At 69.8% G+C, this 26,322-nt stretch carries 18 protein-coding genes; 7 read left to right on the top strand and 11 right to left on the bottom strand.

The features are described from left to right. Window positions 1–31: 31 nt before the first annotated feature. The 3 genes from KK483_RS30185 to KK483_RS30175 all read left to right on the top strand — a co-directional run bounded on the left by KK483_RS30185 (window position 32) and on the right by KK483_RS30175 (window position 3,535). Complete coding sequence (locus KK483_RS30185) at window positions 32–892, top strand: TIM barrel protein (RefSeq protein WP_262008380.1); 861 nt, start codon at window positions 32–34, stop codon at window positions 890–892. A gap of 42 nt (window positions 893–934) precedes the next feature. Further along, window positions 935–1,852 carry a 2-hydroxy-3-oxopropionate reductase gene (locus tag KK483_RS30180; protein ID WP_262008379.1) on the top strand — a complete coding sequence of 306 codons (918 nt, stop codon included), beginning with the start codon at window positions 935–937 and terminating at the stop codon, window positions 1,850–1,852. Between the two features lie 216 nt (window positions 1,853–2,068). Continuing rightward, window positions 2,069–3,535, top strand: coding sequence for a catalase (locus tag KK483_RS30175; RefSeq protein ID WP_262008378.1), 1,467 nt, complete (start codon window positions 2,069–2,071; stop codon window positions 3,533–3,535). A gap of 439 nt (window positions 3,536–3,974) precedes the next feature. On the opposite strand, the gene KK483_RS30170 is transcribed toward KK483_RS30175, so the two are convergent. The 6 genes from KK483_RS30170 to KK483_RS30145 all read right to left on the bottom strand — a co-directional run bounded on the left by KK483_RS30170 (window position 3,975) and on the right by KK483_RS30145 (window position 11,130). Next, complete coding sequence (locus KK483_RS30170) at window positions 3,975–5,036, bottom strand: substrate-binding domain-containing protein (protein WP_262008377.1); 1,062 nt, start codon at window positions 5,034–5,036, stop codon at window positions 3,975–3,977. Between the two features lie 91 nt (window positions 5,037–5,127). Beyond that, window positions 5,128–6,102 carry a hydroxyacid dehydrogenase gene (locus KK483_RS30165; RefSeq protein ID WP_399016219.1) on the bottom strand — a complete coding sequence of 325 codons (975 nt, stop codon included), beginning with the start codon at window positions 6,100–6,102 and terminating at the stop codon, window positions 5,128–5,130. A gap of 89 nt (window positions 6,103–6,191) precedes the next feature. Beyond that, on the bottom strand, window positions 6,192–7,538 hold the full coding sequence (locus KK483_RS30160) for an alpha-L-fucosidase (protein ID WP_262009742.1): 1,347 nt from the start codon (window positions 7,536–7,538) through the stop codon (window positions 6,192–6,194). Between the two features lie 71 nt (window positions 7,539–7,609). Beyond that, the gene (locus tag KK483_RS30155; RefSeq protein WP_262008375.1) at window positions 7,610–9,277 is read right to left on the bottom strand and encodes an extracellular solute-binding protein; all 1,668 of its coding nucleotides are present in this window, start codon (window positions 9,275–9,277) and stop codon (window positions 7,610–7,612) included. 66 nt (window positions 9,278–9,343) lie between these two features. Beyond that, window positions 9,344–10,273 (bottom strand): carbohydrate ABC transporter permease, encoded by a 930-nt coding sequence (locus KK483_RS30150; RefSeq protein WP_262008374.1) that lies wholly within the window; start codon window positions 10,271–10,273, stop codon window positions 9,344–9,346. Further along, window positions 10,273–11,130, bottom strand: coding sequence for an ABC transporter permease subunit (locus KK483_RS30145; RefSeq protein ID WP_262009741.1), 858 nt, complete (start codon window positions 11,128–11,130; stop codon window positions 10,273–10,275). Before KK483_RS30145 ends, KK483_RS30150 begins: the two co-directional genes overlap by 1 nt. Before the next feature lie 536 nt (window positions 11,131–11,666). On the opposite strand from KK483_RS30145, the gene KK483_RS30140 reads away from it, so the two are divergent. From KK483_RS30140 to KK483_RS30130, 3 genes are all read left to right on the top strand, one after another. After that, window positions 11,667–12,758, top strand: a complete 1,092-nt coding sequence (locus tag KK483_RS30140) for a LacI family DNA-binding transcriptional regulator (protein ID WP_262008373.1) — start codon at window positions 11,667–11,669, stop codon at window positions 12,756–12,758. 187 nt (window positions 12,759–12,945) lie between these two features. Further along, window positions 12,946–16,479 carry a discoidin domain-containing protein gene (locus tag KK483_RS30135; RefSeq protein ID WP_262008372.1) on the top strand — a complete coding sequence of 1,178 codons (3,534 nt, stop codon included), beginning with the start codon at window positions 12,946–12,948 and terminating at the stop codon, window positions 16,477–16,479. 150 nt (window positions 16,480–16,629) lie between these two features. Continuing rightward, entirely contained in the window at window positions 16,630–17,817 is a 1,188-nt protein-coding gene (locus KK483_RS30130; protein ID WP_262008371.1) for a hypothetical protein, read from the top strand. 159 nt (window positions 17,818–17,976) lie between these two features. On the opposite strand, the gene KK483_RS30125 is transcribed toward KK483_RS30130, so the two are convergent. The 3 genes from KK483_RS30125 to KK483_RS30115 form a co-directional block, all read right to left on the bottom strand. After that, window positions 17,977–19,746, bottom strand: a complete 1,770-nt coding sequence (locus tag KK483_RS30125; RefSeq protein WP_262008370.1) for an ABC transporter ATP-binding protein — start codon at window positions 19,744–19,746, stop codon at window positions 17,977–17,979. A 129-nt stretch (window positions 19,747–19,875) separates the two neighbouring features. After that, window positions 19,876–20,880, bottom strand: a complete 1,005-nt coding sequence (locus KK483_RS30120; protein WP_399016216.1) for a glutathione S-transferase family protein — start codon at window positions 20,878–20,880, stop codon at window positions 19,876–19,878. A gap of 19 nt (window positions 20,881–20,899) precedes the next feature. Further along, window positions 20,900–21,697 (bottom strand): nitrilase-related carbon-nitrogen hydrolase, encoded by a 798-nt coding sequence (locus KK483_RS30115; protein ID WP_262008368.1) that lies wholly within the window; start codon window positions 21,695–21,697, stop codon window positions 20,900–20,902. A gap of 129 nt (window positions 21,698–21,826) precedes the next feature. Here KK483_RS30115 and KK483_RS30110 point away from each other — a divergent pair, with 129 nt between their 5' ends. Further along, window positions 21,827–23,392, top strand: coding sequence for a multicopper oxidase family protein (locus KK483_RS30110; protein WP_262008367.1), 1,566 nt, complete (start codon window positions 21,827–21,829; stop codon window positions 23,390–23,392). Window positions 23,393–23,458: 66 nt separating this feature from the next. Here KK483_RS30110 and KK483_RS30105 read toward each other — a convergent pair whose 3' ends face one another. After that, a complete protein-coding gene (locus KK483_RS30105) occupies window positions 23,459–24,640 on the bottom strand; it encodes a Gfo/Idh/MocA family protein (RefSeq protein ID WP_262008366.1) in 1,182 nt (393 codons plus the stop codon). Then, window positions 24,637–26,295 (bottom strand): hypothetical protein, encoded by a 1,659-nt coding sequence (locus KK483_RS30100; protein ID WP_262008365.1) that lies wholly within the window; start codon window positions 26,293–26,295, stop codon window positions 24,637–24,639. The genes KK483_RS30105 and KK483_RS30100 overlap by 4 nt, the downstream gene beginning before the upstream one ends. Window positions 26,296–26,322: the final 27 nt, after the last annotated feature.

Here is a 26,322-nt window from a genome sequence, read left to right as displayed (position 1 = left end):
CTTCCGCAATACGGAAGGAGCGCATTCCCTCATGGCCCCTCTCCTCACGAACAAGCGCGGCACGGACCAGCGCTTCGATGTGAACCTGTCGATCCTCTTCACGGAACTCCCGCTCCTGGAGCGCCCCGCGGCCGCCGCCGCGGCCGGCTTCACCGCGGTCGAGCTGTGGTGGCCCTGGATCGACACCCCCACGCCCGACCCGAGCGAGCTGGAAGCCCTGAAGCAGGCGCTGGAGCAGGCCGGCACCCGGCTGGTCGGCCTGAACTTCTACGCGGGACAGCTGCCGGGACCGGACCGCGGCGCCCTCTCCGTGCCCGGGGAGGAGTCGGACCGCTTCCGCGCCAACATCGACGTGGCCGCGGACTTCGCCGCCTCGGTGGGCTGCAAGGCGCTCAACGCGCTGTACGGCAACCGCGTGGACGGCGTCGACCCGGCCGTCCAGGACGCACTCGCCCTGGAGAACCTGGTCACGGCGGCCCGCGCGGCCGACCGGGTCGGGGCGATCCTGCTGATCGAGACCCTCAACGAGCCGGAGTCCCCGCGCTACCCGCTGGTGAGCGCCCCGTCCGCGATCGAGGTCGTGGACAAGGTCAACGCGGCGACCGGGCTAGGGAACGCGAAGTTCCTGCTCGACATCTACCACCTGTCGATGAACGGCGAGGACGTCAGCCGGATCATCGAGGCGTACGCCGACCGGACCGGCCACGTCCAGATCGCCGACAACCCGGGCCGCGGCGCGCCGGGCACCGGCTCGCTCCCGCTGGAGCAGCTCCTCGACGAGCTGCGGAAGGCCGGTTACGACGGCTGGGTCGGCCTGGAGTACAAGCCGGGCGACCGCCCGAGCGCCGACGCCTTCGGCTGGCTTCCCGCCGAGGCCCGCGCGGCCCGCTGACCCCCTCCCCCCGTACCACCAGTTCCGAGAGGCACCCTCACCATGACCACCCTCGCAGCTTCCGCCCACGCTTCCCGCCCCGCGATCGCGTGGATCGGCCTCGGCATCATGGGCTCCCCCATGTCCGAGAACCTGATCAAGGCGGGCTACTCCGTCACCGGCTACACCCTGGAGCAGGACAAGCTGGACCGGCTGGCCGCCGCCGGCGGCACCGCGGCGGGCTCCATCGCCGAGGCCGTCGCGGACGCGGACGTCATCATCACGATGGTGCCGGCGTCGCCGCAGGTCGAGGCGATCGCCTACGGCCCGGAGGGCATCCTGGAGAACGCGCGGCAGGGCGCCCTGCTGATCGACATGTCCTCGATCACCCCGCAGACCTCCGTCGACCTCGCCGCGGCGGCCGCGGACAAGGGCGTCCGGGTGCTGGACGCCCCGGTCTCCGGCGGCGAGGCGGGCGCCATCGAGGCGGTCCTGTCCATCATGGTCGGCGGCGAGCAGGAGGTCTTCGACGAGGCCCTTCCGATCCTGGAGGCGCTGGGCAAGACCATCGTGCTGTGCGGTCCGCACGGCTCCGGCCAGACGGTGAAGGCCGCCAACCAGCTGATCGTCGCGGTCAACATCCAGGCATGCGCCGAGGCCGTCGTCTTCCTGGAGAAGTCCGGCGTGAACCTCCAGGCCGCCCTGGACGTGCTGGGCGGCGGCCTGGCCGGCTCCACGGTCCTGACCCGCAAGAAGGACAACTTCCTGAACCGGGACTTCAAGCCCGGCTTCCGGATCGACCTGCACCACAAGGACATGGGCATCGTCACCGACGCCGCCCGCAACGTCGGCGCCGCGCTGCCGGTCGGCGCCGTGGTCGCCCAACTGGTCGCCTCCCTGCGTGCGCAGGGCGACGGCGGCCTCGACCACTCGGCCCTGCTGCGCGCCGTCGAGCGCCTCTCGGGCCAGCCGGCCGCCTGAACCGGGCCGCACCCCAGCGGCTTTCCCCGAGGGCCCGACGGCTCTCCCCCGGCATCCGGGCCGTGGCTGCGCTGACACCTGTCCTGTCGCGCCCAAGTGCAGCCGCGGCCCGGATTCACATCCAGAACTTCAACAAACTGTTGACGCTGTCACGGGGGCAAATCTACGCTCCAGGCACGCTCAGCAACCCCGCACGGAAGGTCATCCCCGCCACCCATGACGCAGCGCGTGCTTACGACCGAGTCCGGCGCTCCGGTCGCCGACAACCAGAACTCCGCCACCGCCGGCGTCGGTGGCCCGCTCCTCCTCCAGGACCAGCACCTGCTGGAGAAGCTCGCCCGCTTCAACCGTGAGCGCATCCCGGAGCGTGTCGTGCACGCCCGCGGCTCCGGCGCCTACGGCTACTTCGAGGTGACCGACGACGTCACCCGCTTCACCAAGGCCGCGTTCCTCGCCGGGACCGGCAAGCGGACCGAGACCTTCATCCGCTTCTCGACCGTCGCCGACTCGCTCGGCGGCGCGGACGCGGTCCGTGACCCGCGCGGCTTCGCGCTGAAGTTCTACACCGAGGAGGGCAACTACGACCTCGTCGGCAACAACACCCCGGTGTTCTTCATCAAGGACCCGGTCAAGTTCCCCGACTTCATCCACTCCCAGAAGCGCGACCCGTTCACGGGCAAGCAGGAGCCGGACAACGTCTGGGACTTCTGGGCCCACGCCCCCGAGGCCACCCACCAGATCACCTGGCTGATGGGAGACCGCGGCATCCCCGCGTCGTACCGCCACATGAACGGCTACGGCTCCCACACCTACCAGTGGACCAACGCCGAGGGCGAGGCGTTCTTCGTCAAGTACCACTTCAAGACCAACCAGGGCATCCGCTGCCTGTCGTCCGAGCAGGCGGCCGAGGTCGTCGGCAAGGACGCCAACAGCCACCAGACCGATCTGCTCCAGGCCATCGAGCGCGGGGTGAACCCGTCCTGGACGCTGTACGTGCAGATCATGCCCGCGGCCGAGGCGGCGGAGTACCGCTTCAACCCCTTCGATCTCACGAAGGTGTGGCCGCACGCGGACTACCCGCTCCAGCGCGTGGGCCGGCTCGTCCTCGACCGCAACCCGGACAACGTCTTCGCCGAGGTCGAGCAGGCCGCGTTCTCGCCGAACAACTTCGTTCCCGGCATCGGCCCTTCGCCGGACAAGATGCTCCAGGGCCGGCTGTTCGCCTACGCGGACGCCCACCGCTACCGTCTCGGCGTCAACCACACCCAGCTGCCGGTGAACGCCCCCAAGGCTGTTACTGGGGGGTGCGCGGACAACTACGGCCGCGACGGCCTCATGGCGACGCGCAACGGCTCGCGCCACGACAAGAACTACGAGCCCAACTCGTACGCGGGCCCCGCCCAGACCGGCGCGGCCCTTTCGGCCCCGCTGGCCGTCCACGGCTGGACGGGCACGCACGCCGCGCCTGCCCACACCAAGGACGACGACTTCTTCCAGGCCGGTGAGCTCTACCGGCTGATGTCGGAGGAGGAGAAGCAGCGCCTCGTGGCGAACATCGCCGGCGGGCTGTCCCAGGTCTCCCGCGACGACGTGATCGAGAAGAACCTCGCCCACTTCCACGCCGCGGACCCGGACTACGGCAAGCGCGTCGAGGAGGCGGTCCGCGCCCTGCGCGAGGACTGACACCAGACCGCGTACGGGAGCCGACTGGGAGGTCTTCCTCCCGTACGCCGTCCGAACCACCGGCCCGGATGAGGGGTGGCCGGAGGTACGGACAGCACGCGGACCGCGGCGGCAAGCGAGCCAGTGCGGTGGTACGGGCCGCCCGGCCCTCTTCCAGACCTGAAGGAAGGGGACACCGGCCGGCCCATCGCCCCGCCGCGGTCCCGCAGTCCCCCCTCGAACTCCGCCCGGCGGCGCGAACGTCCCGCCGCGCCGGCCTCGGCCGCGTCGGCCTCGCACCGTCGGGCGGCAACGTCTCCAAGGCCCCAAGGCCCGGCATACCAGGGCGCACTGTGCGGTTTACGGTCCCGCGCAGCGCGCCCGAGTGAGCGGCCCGTGCCCCGCACATCCGGGTCACGGGCCGCTCGCGTACCGGCCGTTGCGGGTACGGCCCGCCTGTTCACGAGCCTCCGCAGGACTCCCGTACCGTCAGCTCGGGGAGCAGCTCGATGCGCCGACGTGTCGACCGACCGCTCAGCAGCATGTCCACCGCCGCCTCTCCCAGGGCTCGCTTGGGCGAGACGATCGCTGTCAGCGGCACGTTCGCGAGCTGTGCCATGTCGTCGTCGCATGCGATCAGCGCCAGGTCCTCGGGCACGCGGATGCCGCGTTCGGCGAGGCGGGGAATCATCACGAGGGCATCGAGGCTCGTGTGCACAAGGGCGGCGGTGACGCCGTCCTCGACGACCGTCGAGTACAGGCCGTCCAGGAGGGTGTCACGCCGCGCGGTCTCCGACTGGGCCTGCGAGGTCTTCAGGACGGAGGCCGCCAGCCGGCCGAGACCGAACTCCTCCATCGTGACGAAGTACGCCTCCTCGTACCACTTCGCGTACAGGGTGTCCTGCACGGCCAGCATGATCCGCTGATGGCCGAGAGTCGTGAGGTGCCCGATGGCCAGGCCCATGCCGTGCCGGTGATCGGTGCACACGCGGTCGATGCGGGAGAGCGGGTCCCGTACGGGGATCCGTCGTTCGAGCAGGACCGTCGGCACGTCCCGCTCCACGATCCATTCCCCCTCTCCCGGCCGGGGCCCGGTGCTGCTCCAGCTCGGCATGAGGATCAGACCGTCGACGCCCTGCGCGAGCAGGCGATCGGCGTGGGCCACGTCCTGCTGCCACTGCCAGTGGGAGAGGGCGACGGTCACGTGTGCGCCCCGGGCTTCCGCCGCCTCGCGGGCACCGTTGACTATCTCCGTGAAGAAGTAGTCACCGCTCGGCACCACCAGACCCAGGTGACGCCCGCCCTCGTCGGGGAGCGGTGCGGGTGCCGGGGGCCGCTCCGGCCGTGCGACCGATTCGGGTACTCTGCGCAGCTTGCCGTCGGCCTCGAGCGCCTCCGCGTCCCGGCGCACGGTGGCGACCGAGATCCCCAGCTCGGCGGCGACCTCGGCGACTTTCAGGCTGCCGTGCTGTCGCAGCATCTCCAGCACGTGTTGGTGGCGCTGCTCCACGGTGGGCCGCACGTCGTTCTCTCCCCGCTGGTGTGATGTCAGTACGGTCGTCGCACTCTATGCAGATCCGTACTCAGGCGATCCGTAGTCAGGCGATCCGCACTCAGGCGATGCGGGTCAACTGGTCCGCGGTGACGAGGCCGCGCAGCGGGAGTCCGCCGAGGAAGCGTTCCACCTCCGCCACGGCGTACTCCCCCAGGCGTCGCACCTCGCGTCCATGGGCGCCGGCCAGGTGCGGGGTGACCAGCACGTTGGGCAACGTCAGCAGGGGATGGCCGGAGGGCAGCGGCTCGGGGTCCGTGACATCCAGTACGGCGTCGATGCGTCCCGCGCCGCAGTGCCTGATGAGGGCCTCGGTGTCGACCAGCGACCCACGCGCGGTGTTGATGAGCACGGCGCCGTCGGCCATGAGGGACATACGGCGGTCGTCGATCATGTGCCGGGTCTCCGGGGTCTCCGGGGCGTGGACGGTGATGACGTCGCTCCTTCGGCACAGCTCGTCGAGACCGACGCTCTCCACGCCGAGTTCCCGGGCATCGTCGGCGCTGAGGAACGGGTCATGGACGAGGACGCGGGTCCGGTGGGCGGCGAGCATGCCGATCACCTGCCTTCCGGTGCGGGAGGCGCCGATGACGCCGGTCGTGGCACCGTCCAGGCTGGGGGCCTTCTCCGCGGAGTAGTCGTGCGTCCGCTCGCCGCGGGCATAGGACCGGGCCAGCGAGAACGCCCGTTTCGCGGCCAGGACGCACATGGCCACGGTGTACTCGGCCACCGGGCGGGCGTTCGCCTCGGCCGCGGAGGAGACCGCGATGCCCCGGATGAAGACCTCATCGCCCACATGCCGCTTGATGCTTCCGGCAGCGTGGACGACCGCCCGCAGACGCGGGGCCGCGTCCAGGACGGCGGCGTCGATGGGCGGGCAGCCCCAGGCGGTGACCAGGATCTCCGTCTCGGCCAGGGTTTGCTTCGCGCGAGGGTCGTCGAAGTCGTCGAGCGGCACGCGGTCGACGAGGGTCACGCTGCGCTCGAGTCTGGCGATGACGTCCGCGGGGAACACGCCCTCCGTCACTTCGGGCATACAGGCGAGCGCGGCGGTGGTCGGTGCCGGCACAGGTCGCTTCTCCTTTGCGGTACGGAACGGTACGAGGGTGTGGGAAGGCAGGGCCGTTACCCGTGGCCCGCACCGCGGTAGAGCTCCAACTCCCCGTCGAGTTCCACGGCGATGACCGTGATGTGCGGGTCGAGCTCGGCCGGCGGGTCGATGTACAGCACGCCGGGAACGCCGTGTCCTGCGAACCCGCCGACCGTACGGTGGGCGAGCCCGGCGCCGGTGCCCAGCACGGACACCCGCTTGACAGGGGTGACGAGACCACGCAGGGCGACGAACTCGCGCGGCGCGTCGAGGCAGTGCAGATACAGGGTGCGCCGGTCCTTGGAGAGCGTCGTCGGGCCGTAGTGGTGACCGAACGGCACCCCGCGCTCGGTCCCGTGGACCGCCTCGCGGTTGCGCTCGATCCAGCTCCCCAGTCCTTCGAGGCGGGCGGTCTGCTCCGGGGTGATCGTGCCGTCCTCGGTGGGGCCGACGGCGAGCAGCAGATTGCCTCCGGCGCCGATGGTCTCGGCGAAGGTGCGGATGATCTGACCGACCGACTTGTGGTTGGTGTCGCCGGCACGGTGGCCCCAGGAGTCGTTGATCGTCAGGCAGAGTTCCCACGGGCCCTCGGACGGGCTGATCGGCACGCCCTGCTCCGGGGTCGCGTAGTCGCCGTGACCGAGCATCCGCGCGTTGAGGACGACGTCGGCCTTCATCGCGAGGAGCTCCTGGCGGAGTTCGCTCATCCGCCACTGGCTCTCGCTGCGTTCCCAGTGGCCGTCGAACCACAGGAGGTCGGGCTCGTATCCGGTGACGAGCTCGCGCAGCTGGGCACGGTGGAAGACCAGATAGCGCTCCCAGCGTTCCGGGTCCTCCTGCCCCTCCGGCGGCATGGTGTACGGGTTGTCGGTGATCCAGGGACGGGTCGGATCGGTGTGGCGCAGGGTCGCGTAGTCGGGGTGCGACCAGTCCAGGTGGGAGAAGTACAGGCCGGTCCGCAGACCGTGGCGGCGCATCGCTCCGACGTACTCGGCGAGCAGGTCCCGTCCTGCGGGGGTGCGCTTGACGACGGAGAGGTCCGACTGCGCCGTGTCCCACAGGGCGACTCCGTCGTGGTGCTTCGCGGTCAGGACGGTGTAGCGGGCGCCGGCCCGGGCGAACAGTCCGGCCCAGGCGTCGCTGTCGAAGGCGGCCGCGGTGAAGCCGTCGAGCTGGGCCATGTACGCGTCGTACGAGACCTCGTCCGCATAGAACGACCACGATTCGGCGACACCGTCCACGGCGTAGATGCCCCAGTGGAGGAAGATGCCGAGTTTGGCATCGGCGAACCACGGCTGCATGGTCATAGATGACGTTCCCGAGTCTGTCGGTGGGTGAGGGCTCTGCGGTTTCCCGCGGGAAGCCGCAGAGCAGGGTCGGATGCGGGCCGGGCCCCGGACGTGTCCGTCCTTCCGGGCCCGGTGGCGCCGGGGGAGCCGATCGGGGAATCCGATCAGACCTTGCCGGCGGCTTCGTGTTCCTTGGCGAGTGCGTCGGCTGCCTTGTCGCCGCCCTTGCGCTTGAACTCCTTCACCACGTCTGCCCAGTCGGAGAGGGACTTGCGGCCGGTGACGACGTCCTTGATGGCGTCCTCGCGCTGTTGCATCAGGGCCTCTTCGGCCTGCGCCCAGGCGTTGGCGCGCAACCCGTAGTGGGCACTGGCCTCACCGATGGGCACGACCTTCTGCTGCCAGGCGTACTGGCGCCGGGTGGCGTCGGGGTGGTCGGGTATGTAGAGGGGCTGCGGGGCCGCGGCGATGTAGTAGACCGGCAGTTGGTCGGCGCCGCCGCTGCCGGAGAGCGCCAGGTCGGTCTTGACCGGGCCGCCGTCCTTGCCGCGGGTGAAGTGGGTGCCTTCCTGGCCGTAGTTGACGAGCTCCCACTCCTTGGTGCCGAAGGGCGCGGCAAGGTAGTTCATCACCCGCAGGATCAGTTCGATGCGCGCCTTGGGGGCCTGCTTCAGCACGGTGTAGCCGTACATGCCGGAGCCGAGCCAGTGCTTGGGGGTCGCACCGTTGGAGGGCTTGAACGGCAGGGTGTAGTCGACCGTGAACGCGCCCTTGTTCTCGATGACCGCACCACGGAATCCGATGGTGCTGTTCACCACGGAGAACACCTTCTTGCCGAAGAACTCCGTCTTGGCGGTGGCCCCGTCGAGGGTCAGGGGATTGACCCGGGTCACGCCGGACTTGTACCACTTGGTCATCTGCTCGAGGCCGGCCTGGAACTCGTCGGTCTCGATGTAGTTGAGGAAGGCGCCGTCCTTGACGGACCAGACGTTGGGCGAACCGAAGTTGGCGATCCAGGCGTTGAAGCCGAAGGCGCCGGCCTTCTCCGCGCCCAGCGCCCACTTGCCCCGGCCGGAGATCTGCTGGAGGCCCTTGGTGAACTCCTCGACGCCCATGCCTCCGACCTCGGGGACCAGCAGGCCGGCCTCCTTGCACTTCTCCTGGTTCACGATGTGCCCGTGGCCCGCGACCGGACGCTCGACCGGGATGCCGTACAGCTTGCCCGCGAACCGGCCCGCTGCCTTCCACGCGTAGGGGGGGATGTTCGCCAGGTTCGGGTACTTCTTGATCGCATCGCCCGAGATGAACTCCGTCATGTCCTGGCACTTGGCCGCCACGAACTGGGCCTCGTTCGGGGTGGGCACCATCTGCAGGATGTCCGGCATCTGGCCGCTGGCCATCAGGGCCGTCAGCTTCTTGCTGTACTCCGCGGCTGGGACCACGGTGATGTCGAGCTCGACTCCGAGGGCTGCCTCGATCGCCTGCCAGTACTTGTTCCCGTCCTTCGGCAGGGGCGTGGCGCCCCAGGACGTGATCCAGGCGCTGATCTTCGATCCGTCTCCCGGCTTCTCGGGAACCGACTCCGTGAGCTCGCCCGGGTACTTCAGGTAGCCGGCCTGCACGCCGGAGTCGGTCGCGGGAAGGTCCGCGACGGGCGCCTTGTCCGTAGGGACGTGGGCAGGGAAGGGCGCCAGGTCCTTCCCGGCGCTGCCGATGTCCCCGCCGGTCGTGCCGGAGGACGAACAGGCGGACAGGGACACCCCGGTGGCGGCGACGGCGGTGGAGACGGCGGCCGTCTGCAGCACGGCTCTACGGGAGATTCCAGAACTCATGGAGTGCATTCCTTACGCGAGGGCCTACGAGACGGAGGACGGGGACGTCGGTTTCCCCTTGGGTGATCAGCTCTTGACGGCGCCGGTGAGGACGCCCTTGGTGAAGTACCGCTGGATGAAGGGGTAGGCGCACAGGATGGGCACGGTGGCGATGACCACGATGGCCATCTTCATGGCCTGCGGTGCCTGGGCCAGGGTCCCCTCGTCGGTCAGCCCCTGGTTGAGCCCGTCACCCTGGGAGACGTAGCCGCGCAGTACCGTCTGCAGGGGATACATCGAGGTGTCGGTCAGATACATCACGCCGCGGAAGAAGTCGTTCCAGTAGCCGACCGCGTAGAACAGCCCGACCACCGCGATGACCGCCTTCGACAGCGGCAGCACGATCGTGAACAGGGTCCGCAGCTCGCCCGCGCCGTCCAGCCGGGCCGCCTCGTACAGCTCGTCGGGGATGCCCTGGAAGAAGCCGCGGACCACCACCAGGTTGAAGACGTTGACCATCACGGGCAGGAACAGCGACCAGTACGTGTCGACCATGCCCAGGCTGTACACGACGAGGTAGCTGGGGATCATGCCGGGCGGGAAGAGGAAGGTGAACAGGATCAGCAGCATGACCGGTTTGCCGCCCACCACTCCCGGGCGGGCCAGGGCATAGGCGAGGAACACGGTGGACACCAGGCTGAACGCGGTGCCCACGACCGTCACACCGAGCGAGACGAACAGCGCGCGCGTGGTGGTGCCGTTGGACAGCGCGCTCGTGTAGGCGTCGAGCTTCCACTCCTGGGGCCACAGTGCCCAGCCGCCGTTGTCGATGAGCTGCTGCCCGGGGGCGAAGCTGGTGGCGATCACCACCCAGAAGGGGACGACGACCACGGCGACGGTCAGCGCCAGCGCCAGCGCCTTGGCCACCCGGGTGACGGTCCGCGGCTTCTCCATCCAGGCCGGCCGTTCACTGCGGTACTCGGCTGTGGACTTCTTCTCTTCGGCCACGAGGCTCATCAGCGGTACACCCCCTGCTCGCCCATGCGGTGGGCGATCTTGTTCGCGGTGAAGATCAGGACCGCTCCGATGACGCCCTTGAACAACGCGGCGGCGGCCGAGACGCCCCAGTGGCCGTCGAGCACGGCGTTGTAGTAGACGAAGGTGTCGATCACCTCGGCCGTCGCCGGTCCGAACGCGTCGCGTTGCAGCAGGATCTGCTCGAACCCGACCGTGAGGATCTCCCCCAGCCGCAGGATCAGCAGCAGGATCACCACCGGCCGGATCGACGGCAGCGTCACGTGCCAGAACCGCCGCCACGGGCCCGCGCCGTCGATCGCGGCCGCCTCGTACTGGCCCTCGTCGACGTTGTGCAGGGCGGCGAGGAAGATGATCGTTCCCCAGCCGCAGTCCTTCCAGACCAGCTCGGCCACCATCAACGGCTGGAAGGCCGTGGGGTTGCCGAAGACATCGATCAGGTGCTCGCCGTCCGGTCCGCCGAGCAGACCGTTGAGCAGACCGTCCGTGCCCAGCACTTGGGTGAACAGGGCGACCACGATCACCCACGAGATGAAGTGCGGCATGTACACCACACTCTGGACGAACTTGCGCACCTTCCCCCGGTTCACACTGTGCAACAGCAGAGCCAGGGCCAGCGGCATGGGGAAGAAGAAGATGATCTGGAGGACCGACAGCGACACGGTGTTGAAGGCCGCCGTCCAGAAAGCCGGCTCGTCGAACAGCGCCTCGTAGTTGGCGAACCCCACCGACGGGCTGTCGACGACGCCGACGAACGGGATGTACTCCTTGAACGCGATGACGTTCCCGAACAGCGCCCCGTAGTGGAACACCAGGAAATAGACGAGACCCGGGAGCATCAGGAGCAGCAGCGCCCTGTCCCGGCGGACGCGGGCGAGGAATCCCTGACCGTGGCGCCGCTGCTTCCTGCCGGGTGCCTCGCCGAGTGCTTTGCCGGATCCGGCCGAGCCGTCCACGGTCTCGGCCGGGCCTCTCGGCGGATCGTCCGTTCCGACTGCCGCACCGCTGGATACCTCCACCAGCGGCCGGCGATCGACCTTGTTCATGGGTCACGCCCTCCACTTGACGCCGCACCACCGTTACGCGGTAGTTCACGTCGAACACGAGCTGCAGATGATGAGGCGGTGGCACCGCACCCTGGCCTCGCAGCACGCCGCCCAGCGGTTGCGAAGGGGGGTCCGATGACGGATCGTTCCGGCTCCGGTCCCGATGGTGCGGACCGGAGGATGCGCGGTCAACCAGTGATGGGACACTCAAACACAAATGAACATTCGCTCTACGATCAGACAGCGGCAGCGCGTTGCGCGCTCTCGCCATCAGGAGCTGTCACGTCTAGCCTGAGCGATCGACCACGACGAACTGGGGAGAGGTATCCGTGACGCAGTCGTTGCGGCAGGACGCGATCCTGCGTGCCGTCCGCCGGAATGGCTCGGTCCGGGTGAACGACATCGCCGCCGAGCTGGGTGTGTCCACCATGACCGTGCGGCGTGACATCACCGCGCTCGCGGACCGGGGCGCGATCGCCCGCGTTCACGGCGGCGCGACCCTCCCGCGTGCCCGGCCCGCGACAGCCCTGTCCCCGGTGTCCGCACCCTTGTCCACTCAGTCGTATCAGTCGCACACAAAGAGACAGCAGCTGTCGGTGGGCATGCTGGTACCGGCTGCTTCGCACTACTACCGGCAGGTCATCCAGGGAGCACAGGCCGCCGCGGAGCCCTTGGGCATACGCCTCACGCTCGGCGTATCCTGCTACGACCCCGCCGAAGACCGCGCACAGGTCGAGCGGCTGCTGGAGAGCCGGCCCGACGGGCTGCTGCTGACGCCCAGCCGGCCCGCGCTCTCGCCGGAACCGTCCGCCCTCACCTGGATCAGCGAGCTCCCCGTCCCCACGGTCATCGTGGAGCGGCACTACACGCCGGGCACCGGGCCGTACCTGCTGGACTCCGTTTCCTCCGACCATGAGCTCGGGGCCGTCCGAGCCCTGGATCATCTGGCCGGGCTCGGCCACCGCCATATCGCACTGCTGACCTGTCCCACGCCCACCAGCCCATGGATCCGCAGCGGCTTCGACCGGGCTGTCGGGATGCTCGGCCTGGTGGCCGACACGCCTCGCGTCGCCGATCACCTCTACGACAGTGCCGAGGAGCTCGACGCCTTCCTCGACGCCGTCACCGCGTCGGGCACCACCGCCGTCCTGGCACACCCCGACGAGCAGGCGGCACGCTTGCTGCAGCAGGCGCTGACACGGGGCATGGCCGTCCCCGACGATCTCGCGATCGTCGCCTACGACGACGAACTCGCCGCGCTTGCGGACATCCCGCTCACCGCAGTGGCCCCGGCTCGCCGCGCCGTAGGGCGAGCCGCCGTGGCGGCGCTGGCACAGCGGCTGCGCGAGGGCAGGGACCACGTCCCTCAACGCACCCTCCTGGTCCCCCGGTTGAACATCCGGTCCTCGACCGCTCCGTAGAACGGATCGTGTTCAAGCCATGGCGGGGACGGACCGGCTGCGCTAGCGTGCCGCCCGTCGGTTCACCGGCCGCCCGTACCCCCCTGGTCACCGACGCGCAACGTTCCGGCTCCGTCTGTCCATTCCTGCGTGGAGACGGAGAACCAGAATGCTCCCCCGACAACGCGTACGCCGCCGCCTGAGAGCGGTGAGCGGATCACTGCGACTGCTCCTGGTCGTCGCGGTCCTCCTCGGTTTCGCGCCCGCGGCCGCCATGGCGGTCGGCGCCCCGGTCATCACGGTGACCGCCAAGCCGATGCCTGAGGGCACGGTCGAGCTGGCGTGGACCTCCTCGCCGGCCGAGGGCATCACCGGGTACGAGGTCCACCGCTCCGCAGCCACCCGGGACTTCGAGCCGAGCCCGGCCACCCGACTCCACCGTCTGCCGGCCGTCACCTTCGTTCTCGACAACACGGCCGTGCCCGGCACATCACCGTGGTACCGGATCGTCGCACTCGGCAGCGACGGCCGCGCGCTGGCCACGTCAGCGCCCGTCCAGGCCGCCGTGCCCGCCTCGCCCGTGGACAGGCAGCGCACCAGTGTGCTCTCCGCGTTCCCGGTGGAGGACGGCCTACGGCTGTCCTGGCGGGCAGCGGCCGGAGCCGCGACCCCGCTGACGGTGTACGCGGGCCCGGCGCACGTGGCGGAGGGCAAGCTGGCCGGCAGCAAGAAGGCTGCCGTTTCGGACACCACCGCATCGGCCCTCACCTTCAGGCCCGGGGGCAACCGGGCCAAGGGCTTCGCCCTGGTCGACGCCGAAGGGAAGGTGCTGGCGACCGCGGTCTCGGCCCGCGGCGAGCACCCGCGCCTGGTCGGCCCCGCGGAGCTGGAGAAGGTCCGCCGGATCATCGAGAAGCCGGGCCTGCCGAAGGACTCATGGCTGGCGATCGTGGACACCCTCGCCAAGGGGACGCTCACCGGCTCCGAACTCGGCCGGGTCGCCGCGTTCGCCTACGCGGTCACCGGCGAAGCCTCCTATGCCGAGCAGGCGTTCACCGGCTTCCGGCAGGGCGCGCAGATCCTCACCACACAGACGGGCGCGCTGGAGTTCAGCGGCAACGCGATGCGGCTCGCCCACACCTACGACCTCGCCTACGACGGCTGGACCCCGGCCCAGCGCACCGAGGCCGTCGAGACCTTCAAGCGGGCCTCCGCGATGCTCGGAACCACCCACCACGGGAACATCGACAACGACGCCGACAAGGCCAGCAACTGGGTCACGATCATCCGCGGCGGTGAGCTGATCATGGACCTGGCAGTGCGTGGCGACGGTGACTTCGGGCTGCAGGAGGAGCGCATTCCCGTCCTCGTCGACGAGAACCGCCGCCACATCGACGCCGCCTACGGCGACTCCGGGTGGAACCAGGAGGGCTGGGACTACATCAACTACTCCATCGACACCACCGCCCCGGCCGTCCAGGCCACCCAGCGAGCGGGCATCAACGCGCTCACCGCGGCCTGGGAGCGCCCGACCATCGCCGAACTCGCGCTGCACACCCAGTCCCTGCGCCCGACCGGCGACAAGGTCCAGTTCGGGGTCGGGGAACGCACCGGTGGCCTCAGCCCCCACCTGCTGTCCACCGGGTCCAGGAGCGCGCAGTCGGCCTTTCGCTGGATGTACGAGCACACCTCAGGGCCGTCGGCCAACCCGTTCCTCCTGCTCAACTGGCCCGAGAGGATCCCGGCCAAGGACCCTGACGCCTTCCCCGAGATCCGCAGGGCACTCTTCGACGACCGGTCGGGCAGCTATCTCTTCCGCAACCGGACCCAGGGCGACGACGACGTCCTGGTGGGCGTGAACAACCGCAACGAACACCACTTCGGCTGGTCACAGCCCGAGTCCCTCGCCCTCGGCCTGATCGGCCAGGGCACGACATGGGCACGCCAGCCGGCGAAGGAGAACACCACGTACGGCCTGTTCTCCAAGCCGTTGATCGACGGCAAGGCCATCCCGGCGGGCATCACTCCGGGCAACGGGACCACGAAGGAATCGCGGACCTACCCGGGCCAGGGCGGCGGCTTCGTCTCCCTCGACGCGGCCAAGGACTACGGGATCGACACCGCGTCCCGCGAGGTGGTGACCGACTTGCGGCCCACCGGCGGCGCGGACGCGGTCATCGCGCTCCACGACCGCTTCGCCGACGACGCCTCGCACCGCATCGACTGGCAGCTCTCCCCCGAGCCGGGTGTGCGGATCAGCCACGGCGAGGACGAAGCCGGGGCCACGACCTTCCTCTTCCGGCGCGAGGACGCCTGGCTCAAGGGCTGGCTGCTCCACCCGGAGGGCGCGGCCATGGGCACCTCCAACGGCGCCTTCCGGATCACCCGCACCGGCCCATCGGCCGCATTCCAGGTGGTGCTGGCCGTCGGTCGCGGCCGGATACCGACCGCGACCAGGACCGGGACCGCCGACGGCAGCACCCTCACGCTCGGCAAGACTTCGTACGACACCTCCGGCCTGGCCTCGTTCACGCCCGACGGACCGGCTCCGGCCGGCGACAGCGAACGCCCGACCATCCATCTGTCGCAGCCGAAGGCTCCTTTCACACCCGGTGACACCCGCAGTGTCACGGCGCAGTACACCTGGTGGGCCGACCGTCCCGCCGGACAGGTCGAGTTGACACTCGACGTACCCGACGGCTGGACCGCCGAGCGGACGTCGTCCCCGGCACCGGCCACGCTGCGCACCGGACAGCGGGCCGTCGTCACCTTCGACGTGACCGCCCCCACCGGCGTGGCGGCCTTCGGTGACACCGAGCTGGCCGCAACCGGTTCGGCCTCCGGCACGACCCCGATCAGCGACTCCGCGCCGGCCTCACTGATCCGCCCCAATCTGGCGCTGGGCAGGCCGGCCGAGCAGTCCAGCACCCAGGGCGGCGCCGAACGGGCCAACGACGGGAACGTCGACGGCATCTGGGGCCATGGGTCGGTCTCCCACACCCTCCAGGAACAGCAGCCGTGGTGGCAGGTCGACCTCGGTAACACCCAGGAGCTCGGCAGCGTCACCGTGTGGAATCGCGTCGACTGCTGCGCCGAACGGTTGCACGACTTCTACGTCCTGGTCTCCGACCAGCCCTTCGGCCGGGCGAGCCTGCCCGAGCTGCTGAGTCGGGGTGACGTCTGGAGCCACAAGCGCGCGGGCGTGGCAGGACGCACCACCACCATCCCCGTCGGCGCCGCCGGGCGTTACGTCCGTATCCAGATCGACGACGCGGCGCCCAGCTACCTCATCCTGGCCGAGGTCCAGATCTCCCCGGCGGAGACACGTCACCTGGCTCAGGGGCAGCCGGCGACGCAGTCCACCACCGCGGACGGCGGAGCCGCCGCACAGGCCGTGGACGGCGCGACCGAAGGCGCGGCCAGCGCCACCGCCATCGAGGTTCAGCCCTGGTGGCAGACCGACCTCGGCGAGTCGGTGGCCCTCGGCCGGCTCGAACTCTGGACCGGCGCCGATGCCGGTCAGCCCGGCGAGTACTACGTCCTCGTCTCCGACGTCCCGTTCGCCTCCGGCAGGCTCAGCGACGTCCTGGCCCAGCCCGGCGTCACCGCCTACAAGCAGACCGGCACCGCGGCCCGTCCCACAACGATCAACGTGGGCAAGGGCGCCCGGTACGTCCGGATCCAGCTGGCATCCACGGCGCCGGCCTCGCTGAGCCTGACCGAGGTGCGCCTGCTCCGCTAGGGGCGTGTCTGCAAAGTGGCGTCGTCCGCGCGACAGCGCATCCGGGCGGGTGACGCGGCACGCCGCGCCACCCGTCCGAACACCCCGTCACCGAGACCGCGGGCCCGTGACGGTCACCGGCCCGCTTTCCCCCCACCCCAAGGAGGAACCTTGCAACGACGCAGAGTCCCATCCGTGCTGCGCGCCCTGCGCAGCAAGCTGTCCATCGCACGGCGCACGCGCACGACGGCCCTCGCCGCGCTGGCCGTCGTGGCCGTCGCGCTCCCTGCCGTCGCCTCCCCCGCCGCGGCGCACGCCGAGGCCGCGGGCTTCACCGTCTACGTCAACGAGCGCGGCGCCAACCGTCCTGGCCTAGAGCAGTACGGGGCGATCCGGTCCACCGTCGTCTACGACGTCTTCGCATTCCGGTGCACCGACGCCGGCTGCACCTCCAACGGCGGTGCGCTGCCCTCCCAGGCCACGTACGAGGCCAAGGTCAAGGAGTACATGGGCTCGGGCCAGTTCGGCGCCGCGGCGGGCTCGCCGGTGGTACTGGACTTCGAGGACATCGTGCTCACCGCGCTGTCCGGCCAGGCCGCCACCAACGCGTTCAACCTCTGGAAGACCCTGATCGGCTGGACGAAGAACGCCGCCCCCGGCCACCCGGTCGGGATGTACGGCTACGACTGGTCGACCCAGAACAACAGCCTCACCCAGCAGCTGCACCAGAACGGCCTGTTCGACTTCTTCGCCCCCAGGATGTACTGGGACAGCGGCGAGACCCAGTCGAGCTGGCAGAGCGAGCTCGACCGGGCCATAGCCAACGACCACGCTCTGGCCCCCGGTCAGCCGATCTACCCGTACATCCATCCCAAGACCATCAACGGCGACTACCTGCCCGGCAACACGTGGGCCTTCATCTTCGGCCAGCTCAAGGCGAAGACGGAGGGCCTGGTCGTCTGGGAGCCGTCGGCGACCACCGCCAACGCCTGCAACTGGGTCGCGCAGAACTCCTACGAGATGGGCGTCCTCACCGGGACACCCAGCAGCGGCCCGCTGACCGCCGCCGGGGCACTGCCCAGCGGCAACTGCACCGTGCCCCGCGGGACCACGACGAACATCCCGGTCACCGTCACCAACACCTCGGGGTCGACGACCGCTGCCACCCAGATGCAGACATTCTCCAGCGGCGGCATCTCCGGCACCTGGCAGTACTACAACGTCCCCGCCCTCGCCCCCGGCGCGAGCTTCAACACGACGCTGTACCTGAACGTCGCCTCATCCCAGACCTTCAGCACCGCGCTCCTGCGCATCAGGACGGGGATCAGCGACACACGGTGGGCCGTCATCGTCCAGTGACAGTCCTCCGATGAGTGGGGCGCCCTGGCCCGCGTACCGCGACCGGGGCGCCCTCCACCGGGTGCGCCGCACTCCCGGGAGCCGCGCTGCCCTCCGGACGCGGCCGGTGGACCGTGCCCGTGCTCCGTCAGGAGCACGAGCACGGGCGCACGCCGGGCGTCAGGCGACCTGCCCGCTGTGGAGGGCCGTGTACGCCCCGCCTCGACGCAGGAGGTCCTCGTGGGTGCCGATCTCCTGGATCCGGCCCTCCTCCATCACGACGATCCTGTCCGCGTCGCGCACGGTGGAGAGCCGGTGCGCCACCACGAACGTGGTGCGTCCGCGCAGCAGCCGGGCGAGGGCCTGCTGGACGAGGGCCTCCGACCGGGTGTCCAGCGCCGAGGTCGCCTCGTCCAGGATCAGCACCTTCGGGTCCCTGATCAGGGCGCGGGCGATGGCGAGCCGCTGCCGCTGTCCGCCGGACAGCCGTGCCCCGTGCTCGCCGACCACGGTGTCGAGGCCGAGGGGAAGCCGGTCCACGAACTCGGCCGCGTTGGCGTCGCTCAACGCCGTGCGCACCGTGTCCTCGTCGGCGTCGTCCATGCCGTAGGCGACGTTCTCGCGGATGGTGCCGTCGAAGAGGATCGACTCCTGCGGCACCACCGAGACGAAGCGCCGATAGGTGCGCAGGTCGAGGGTGCTCATGTCCGTTCCGTCGAGCAGCAGTCGGCCCGATGTCGGCCGGATGAAGCCGATGACGAGGTTGAGGACGGTGGATTTGCCCGCGCCGGACGCGCCGACGAGGGCGATCGTCTCGCCCGGTGCGACGCAGAGGCTGAAGTCGCGCACGGCGGGTCGGCCGGCGTCCTCGTACCCGTAGTCGACATTGCGGAAGGTGACGGAGCCGCGCAGTGAGGTGAGCTCGGCCTTGCCTTCGTTGTCCTCCAACTCGGGCGCCTGCAGCACCTCGCCCACGGAGCGGACGGACTCGAGCCCTTTGGTGATGACCGGGGCCAGGCCCACCAGCGTGGTCGTGGAGGTGGTGAGCGTGGTGAGGAAGGCGCTGAGCATGACGACGTCGCCGGCGGTGACGCCCCATACGCCGTAGTACGAGACCATGGCCGCGGCGGCCAGGACCAGCACGCCGATGACGTTGAGGACCACCCATGCCAGCGATCCGAACCGGCCGTTGACCAGGTCGAGGCGCATGCCGGAGGCCAGCAGCCGGTGCAGGGTCCCGTCCATGCGGCGCAGCGCCTTGCCCTCCAGACCGTGGGCGCGGGTGACGGGAATGAGGCGCGTCATCTCCGACACCCGGGAGGACAGGGTCTCGACCTCGTGGCGGAAGTGCTCGTTGTGGGTGCGCAGGCGGCTCCTGAGACGGGCGACGACGAACGCGGCGGCGGGTACGACGACGAGGAAGACGGGCACGAACTCCGGTGTGCGTACGGCGATGACGACGAGGCCGCCGACGAGCACGGTGGTCGCGCCGAGCCCGACCTCCGCGGTCTGCTGCACCATCTGCTCCGTGGCCTCCACGTCACGTACGACCTTGGCCTGCAGGACCGCGGCACTGACGCGTGAGTGGTAGCCGATGGAGAGCTGTTGCATGCGGGTGCACAGCGCGGACCGCAGTGTGGTGCCCATGCGGCGCACACTGCCGTACAGCAGGCGTACGTACAGGACGTGCAGCGGGTAGTTGAGCAGCAGGATCAGCAGGATGGCTCCGGTGCTCAACCAGAGCCTGCCGACGGGCTGGTGCTGTACGACGGTGTCGATGATGGACGCGGTGATCAGCGGCAGCAGCCAGACCGGACTGTGCTTGACCGTGAAGACGCCGACCGCTGCGACGAGGCGGTCGCGGTCGGCGCGGAACAGGTAGGCGAGCGTGCGCACCGGGTGTTCGTCCCGGTAGCGGTGGTCGAGTGGTCTCTCCATGGACGACGCCATTGGCGGTGGTCCTTCTCCAGGGGCCGGGTGAATCGCAAGCCCTGCCTTCCCACAGGGACGGCGAATACACCAACCACACCGTCCGACGATCGACGGTGTGTCCGGCGGACATGCCCAGCCGACGCCCGGTCAGGCGGCCCCCGGAGGCGTGTGGCCTGCCGGCACCGCCTCGTCGGGGGCGACCGCCTCGGGTGGGCTGCCGGCGCCGAACGGCCGCCCGCCCAGCGCCGCACGGTCGTGCGGCTCAAGCCAGTCCGACAGGTCCGGCCCCACCGGCACGATCCCGGTCGGATTGATGTCGCGATGCACCATGTAGTAATGCCGCTTGATGTGGTCGAAGTCGACCGTGTCGCCGAACCCGGGGGTCTGGAACAGGTCCCGCGCGTACGCCCACAGCACCGGCATCTCGGACAGCTTCTGCCGGTTGCACTTGAAGTGGCCGTGATAGACGGCGTCGAAACGCACCAGCGTGGTGAACAGCCGCACATCCGCCTCGGTGATCGTGTCCCCGACGAGGTAGCGGGCTCCTTCGAGCTGCCGCGACAGCCGGTCGAGCTCGGCGAACAGGCGCTCGTACGCCTGGGTGTACGCGTCCTGCGATCCGGCGAACCCGGCCCGGTAGACCCCGTTGTTCACCTCCCTGTAGACCACCTCGTTCACCGCGTCGATCCCCGGTCGCAGCGCGGGCGGGTAGAGCGCCGGGGCCCCGTCGCGGTGGTATGCCGTCCACTCCAGTGACATGTCGATCGTGATCTGCGCGTAGTCGTTGGTCACCACCTGGCCGGTCGGTACGTCGACGATCGCCGGCACCGTGACGCCGCGGTCGTAGCCGGGATCGCGGGCGAGATACGCCTCCCGGAGCCGCTCGATGCCGAGCACCGGGTCACGGCCGCCCGGGTCCAGGTCGAAGGTCCAGCTGCGCTCGTCGTGCGTGGGCCCGGCGATGGCCATCGGCAGGGCCCGCTCCAGCCCGAGGAGCCGCCGTACGATCACCGCCCTGCTCGCCCACGGACAGGCGCGGCTGACCACCAGACGGTAGCGGCCGGGCTCCACAGGGAAGCCGTCACGCCCATCGGCGGTGATCCGGGTGGTGATGTACCGGCTGTCCCGCGCATACGCGCTGCCGGGTTTCACATAGCTCACATCACACCCCCTACCCGGGCACAGGGGCGGGGATGCCGAGCACCCGGTCGCGCAGGACGGGCAGTTCGGAGCGGATCCGGGCGACCTCCGCCATGTCGACGTCCGCCGTCACGGTCGCCTCGTGGTCGCCCGCCTCGGCCAGCACGCTTCCCCAGGGGTCGACGACCATGCTGTGACCGGCCTGCTGGACTCCGCCGTGGGCTCCGGCGGCGACACAGGCCAGCACGAAGACCTGCTCCTCCACCGCACGCGCGCGGACCAGGAGCTCCAGATGCGCGAGACGGGCCGCCGGCCATGCGGCCGGCACCACGATCAGCTCCGCCCCGGCGTCGAGCAGCCCTCTGAAGAGTTCAGGGAAGCGCAGGTCGTAGCAGATGGCGAGGCCCAGCCCGCCGAATTCGGTGGGGACGGTGACGATGTCGCTGCCGCCGCCCATGGCGACGGCCTCGCCGCTGTCGAATCCGTACCGATGGATCTTCCGGTAGTGACCGCGCAGGCTTCCGTCCCGGTCGAAGAGGAGCGCGGTGTTGTACGTCGTCCCGTCCTCGTCCCGCTCGACGATCGACCCGGCATGGACCCAGGCGCCGGCGGCACGCGCGGCGGCGGACATCGCCTCGGCGGTGGGGCCGTCCAGTGCCTCGGCGTCGCGTTCCCAGGCGTCGTAGGCCCACGCTCCGGCCGTCCAGAGCTCCGGCAGCACGACGAGGTCGTCACCGGCCCGCTCGCGGACCTTCGCGGCGGCCCGGAGGCGGCGGTCCCCGGCGGTTTCGGAGGAGTCGACGGACAGCTGGAGAAGTGAGGCACGCATGGTTCTCTCCGTTCGAAGGTCACTGCGGGTACGCACCCGCTGACACACGGGTGGATCCGGTGGTGGGCGTTCAAGCAGGAGCGCACCCCCTTCGAGCCTTCGACTGTTTCCCCATATTCAGGATGCATCATGACGAACCGGACCAACCGTCCGCCCACCGTCCACCAACCGTCCGTTCCCGAAGTGCTCGGCAGTTCTCGTTGGGAGTTCAGCTTGAATCCGCACGCCCACCGGCCTGCGACCGTCGTCGCAGCCGCACTCGTCCCCCTCGCCCTGGCCCTGGCCCTCGCGTCGGGGTGCGCAACGGAGTCCCGACGGGGCCCGCACGCCCACTCCACCCCGTCGTCGGCGCCGCCGTCGAGCGTGTCGCCGTCACCGGCCATCACCGCGCAGACGACCTCCGACCTGCGCGATCCGGCAGAGGCCGTCAGCAGGGGCGGCCTGCTCAGAACGACGATCGTCGTCGAGCGGAAGAAGGTTCCGCTGGCGGGACGCGACGTGTGGGCGCTGACCTACAACGGCCGCTACATGCCGCCGACGCTGCGCTTGCGGCCGGGCGACCACATGGAGATCACGTTCGTGAACAAGCTGGACAACCAGACGAACCTGCACGTCCACGGCATGCACGTCTCCCCCGCCGGCAATTCCGACAACGTCTTCCTCGCGATCGAGCCGGGGAAGACGTACCGGTACTCCTACGCCTTCCCGGACAGCCTGGAGCCGGGGACGTACTGGTACCACCCGCATCCGCACACACTCTCGGCCGCCCAGACGGCCGGCGGAATGTCGGGCATCATCGTGGTCGACGGGCTCGACCAGTACATGCCCGCCTCCCTGCGCGGCATCACCGAACACGTCATCGCGCTCAAGGACTTCCAGCTCGTCGGCGACCGGATCAAGACGCAGGACCTCAAGATGGGGGCGCCGACCACGCGCACCGTCAACGGCCAGCTCAACCCGCGCATCCGGATCCGGCCCGGCGAGACCCAGCTGTGGCGGCTCGCGAACATCGGGGCGAACATCTTCTACAAGGTGGCCCTGCCGGGCACCACGTTCCATGTCGTCGCCCGCGACGGCTACCCCGTGAACGAGGTCTACGCGGCCGACGCCCTCGTCATCCCGGCCGGCGCCCGCTACGACGTGCTCGTGCAGGGCCCGGAGGCGGGGGTGACGGAGCTCCAGACCCTGCCGTACAACACCGGCAAGGCCGGCAACCAGTTCCCCCGGGCCACGCTCGCCACGGTCCGGTCCGAGGGCGCGCCCATGCGGCCCGCGGCCCTGCCCACCGCCTTCGCGCCGGTGGACGACCTGGCGAAGGAGCCCGTCGCGGGCCGCAGGACGATCGCCTTCACGGAGAACGCGGACGGCACGCTCTTCTACATCAACGGCAAGCAGTTCGACCACAACCGCGTCGACTTCCGGGCCAGGCTCAACACGGTGCAGGAGTGGACGATCAGGAACGACAGCGACGAGGTGCACTCCTTCCACGTGCACACCAACGACTTCCAGGTGATGAGCGTCAACGGCAAGCCGCAGGTCAACCGCGGCTTCCAGGACACCGTGGACGTGCCCCCGCGCGGGAACATCGTCATCAGGACCCGCTTCCTCGACTACCCGGGCAGGACGGTCCTCCACTGCCACATCCTCAACCACGAGGACGCGGGCATGATGGCGGTGCTCCAGATCGACGAGTAGGACGAGTAGGACAAGCAAGCCGAGTAGGAGACGAGCAAGGGGAACGCCTGCGGTCCCTCGGCGGGGTCAGCCCCCGGCCGGCTGGCCCTTCTCGAAGTACGCGGTCAGGTACGGGTCCAGCGGCGGCACGTCGTACGCCGCGCCGTTCTCGCGCAGGGAGCGGGTGGCCATGACACCGGCGGCGACGCTCATGCGGGCGGCCACCGGCGACGTGTCGGTGGCGCCGCCTTCGCGGGCGAAGCGGCAGAACTCCGCCATGATCGAGGAGTCCGCGCCGCCGTGCGAGCCCGTCGCCTCCGGTACGCGGTGGACGGCGTCGGCGTCGGCGCGGTACGCGCTGGGGCCGGTGTTCCAGACGCGGACCTCGTCACCCGGCCGGTCGCCGAAGTTCTCCAGGCGCCCCTCGGTGCCGATGACGGTGTAGTTGCGGAAGTAGTCGGGGCTGAAGTGGCACTGCTGGTAGGCGGCGATGACGCCGTTGTCCAGCCGCATGTTCATCACGGACACGTCCTCGACGTCGACGATGTGGTGGAGGTCGCGGCGGGCGGTCGGCGGCCACTCGAAGTCGCGCAGCCAGCCGTCCGGGCGCGGTGTGTCCGGTGCGCGGCGGGGCAGGTCGCCGTGGACCATCAGATCGCCCAGGGCGTTGACGCGGGTGGTGTAGCCGCCGGCCAGCCAGTGCACGACGTCGATGTCATGGGCGGCCTTCTGGAGCAGCAGGCCGGTGGTGCGGCTCCGGTCGGCGTGCCAGTCCTTGAAGTAGTAGTCGCCGCCGTAGGAGACGAAGTGGCGTACCCAGACGGTCTTCGGCTCGCCGATGTCGCCGCGGGCGATGATGTCGCGCATCAGCCGGACGACGCCCATGTGCCGCATGTTGTGGCCGACGTAGAGGCGGCTGCCGGTCTCGTGCGCGGTGCGCAGGATCGTGTCGCACTGCTCGACGGTGATACCGAGCGGCTTCTCCACGTAGACCGGCTTGCCCGCCCTGAGCACGTCGCAGGCGATGGCCTCGTGCGTGTCGTCGGGGGTCGCGACGATGATCGCGTCGACCGTGTCGTCGTCCAGCAGACGCCGGTGGTCGGCGACGGCGACGGCCCCGGCGAAGCGCCCGGGCACCGCCTCCCGTACCCCGGCGTCGGTGTCGGCGACGGCGGTGACCACGGACCCGGCTCCCGGGCGGTGCGCGTGGTCCGCGAGGGCGCCGCGCAGCCCGAGGCCGACGACTCCGATCCGGAGGTCCTGGGTCATTTGCCGGCTCCCTTCGCGATGGCCTTCTCGTACTCGCGGCGCATGGCGTCGCCCGCGGTCCGCCGCCACTTGGGCAGGATCTCCTTCTTGAACGAGGAGAGGGGCTTGCGGCCGGCCACGATGTCCTTGACGGCGAGGTAGAACTCGTCGCTGGAGGACGCGCCCTTGTTCGCGTAGGTGTCGGAGAAGTAGCCCGTGCTCGCGTCGGCCTTGGCGATCTTCATGAGCTCGACCTCGGTCGCGTGGATCCCCCGGGTGGTGTCCGGCTTGCCGGGCAGGTAGAGGGTCTGCGGGGCGTTGCCGAAGAAGTTGATGGCCTGCCGGGTGGTGAGCACCTCGGCGTTGCCCTTCGTGTTCAGCACGACGTCGCCGTCCTTGGAGCGGGTGTGGTGGACACCCTCCAGGCCGTTGTCGAGGAAGAGGCGCTCCTCGCTGCCGAAGGGGGCGCTGAGGTAGTCCATGACCTTGAGCAGCGTCTCGATGCGGTCCTTGCCCACCTTGTTGCTGATGGCGGTGAAGCCGACGGAGCCGTATCCGAAGTGCCAGCTCGGCGTCAGGCCCGGCTCGGCGGCGAAAGGGACGACGACCTTCGCCGGCCAGTCGTACATGTTGCTGTCGTTGAGGAAGCCGGGGAAGGACTGGACGTGGACACCGAGGAAGCCGCCCTCCATCTTCTCCAGTGTGGTGGGCAGGTTCGGGTCAGGCCAGAAGAGCTGCGCCGCCTGGCACTTGAGGGCGAACTCGATACCGGCGAAGTACTCGTCCGTCTCGAACATGTAGGTGAGCTTGCCGTCGTCGGCGCTCCACTTGTTCTGCATGCCGTGCCACATGGCGAACTGCAGGATGTGGTTGGTGTACGCGGGCTCCAGCACGTATTTCTTGCGCTTGGTGTCCAGCAGGTCCTTGGACTTCTCGAAGAAGTCCTGCGCGCTGTCGAACCGCACGCCGCCGACCGGCTTCCAGAAGTCCTCGTTGGCCACGTAGACCTGGCCCATCCGGCCGTAGGGGACGGCGAGTCCCCAGATCTTCCCGTTGAGGACGGCGGTCTGCCAGGCGAAGTCGGGGATGTTCGCCAGGTTCGGGTACTTCTTGACCGCGTCGCCCGACAGATACGGGGTAAGGTCGTGGAACTTCGCCTCCAGGAGGGCCGGGACGTTCTTCAGGCCCTGGTTCGGCGGGAACCACATCAGGTCGGGCAGCTCGCCTCCGGCGATGATGGCGTTGAACTTCGCGCGGTACACGTCGTCGGAGCCGAGGCCGTTGACGATCGTCATCCGCAGCTCGGAGCCGAGCCGCTTGTTGAGCTCCTGCCAGTAGGCGTTGCGGTTCATCGCCGGCGGCGGGGTGGTGAACGTCTCGGTCAGGCAGGTGACCGGCTCTCCGTCGCCGGGCAGCTTGGCGACGGCCCGGACGAGGTCCTTCGGGTAGCGCAGATACGCCGGGTCCAGGCCGTCGGCGTTGCCGGGCAGGTCGGGTACGGGGACCTTCGCCGGCACGTACGCCGGCAACTTGAGCCTGGCCGACGCCTCCGCACCGCCGCCGGCGGCTGCTCCGCCGTTGCTGCATGCGGTGAGGCTGCCGGCGCCTGCGGCGGCGAGGCCCGCGGCGCCCGCGGCGCCGAGGAAGCCGCGGCGGTCGAGCTTGCTGGAGGACATGGCTCTCCTTGGGGACAGTGAGGCGTG

Origin of the sequence: Streptomyces sp. FIT100, assembly GCF_024584805.1 — a bacterium.
Lineage (GTDB): Bacteria > Actinomycetota > Actinomycetes > Streptomycetales > Streptomycetaceae > Streptomyces.
Note: the sequence above shows the minus strand (reverse complement) of the source record. Positions and strands in the feature narration are given on the sequence as shown.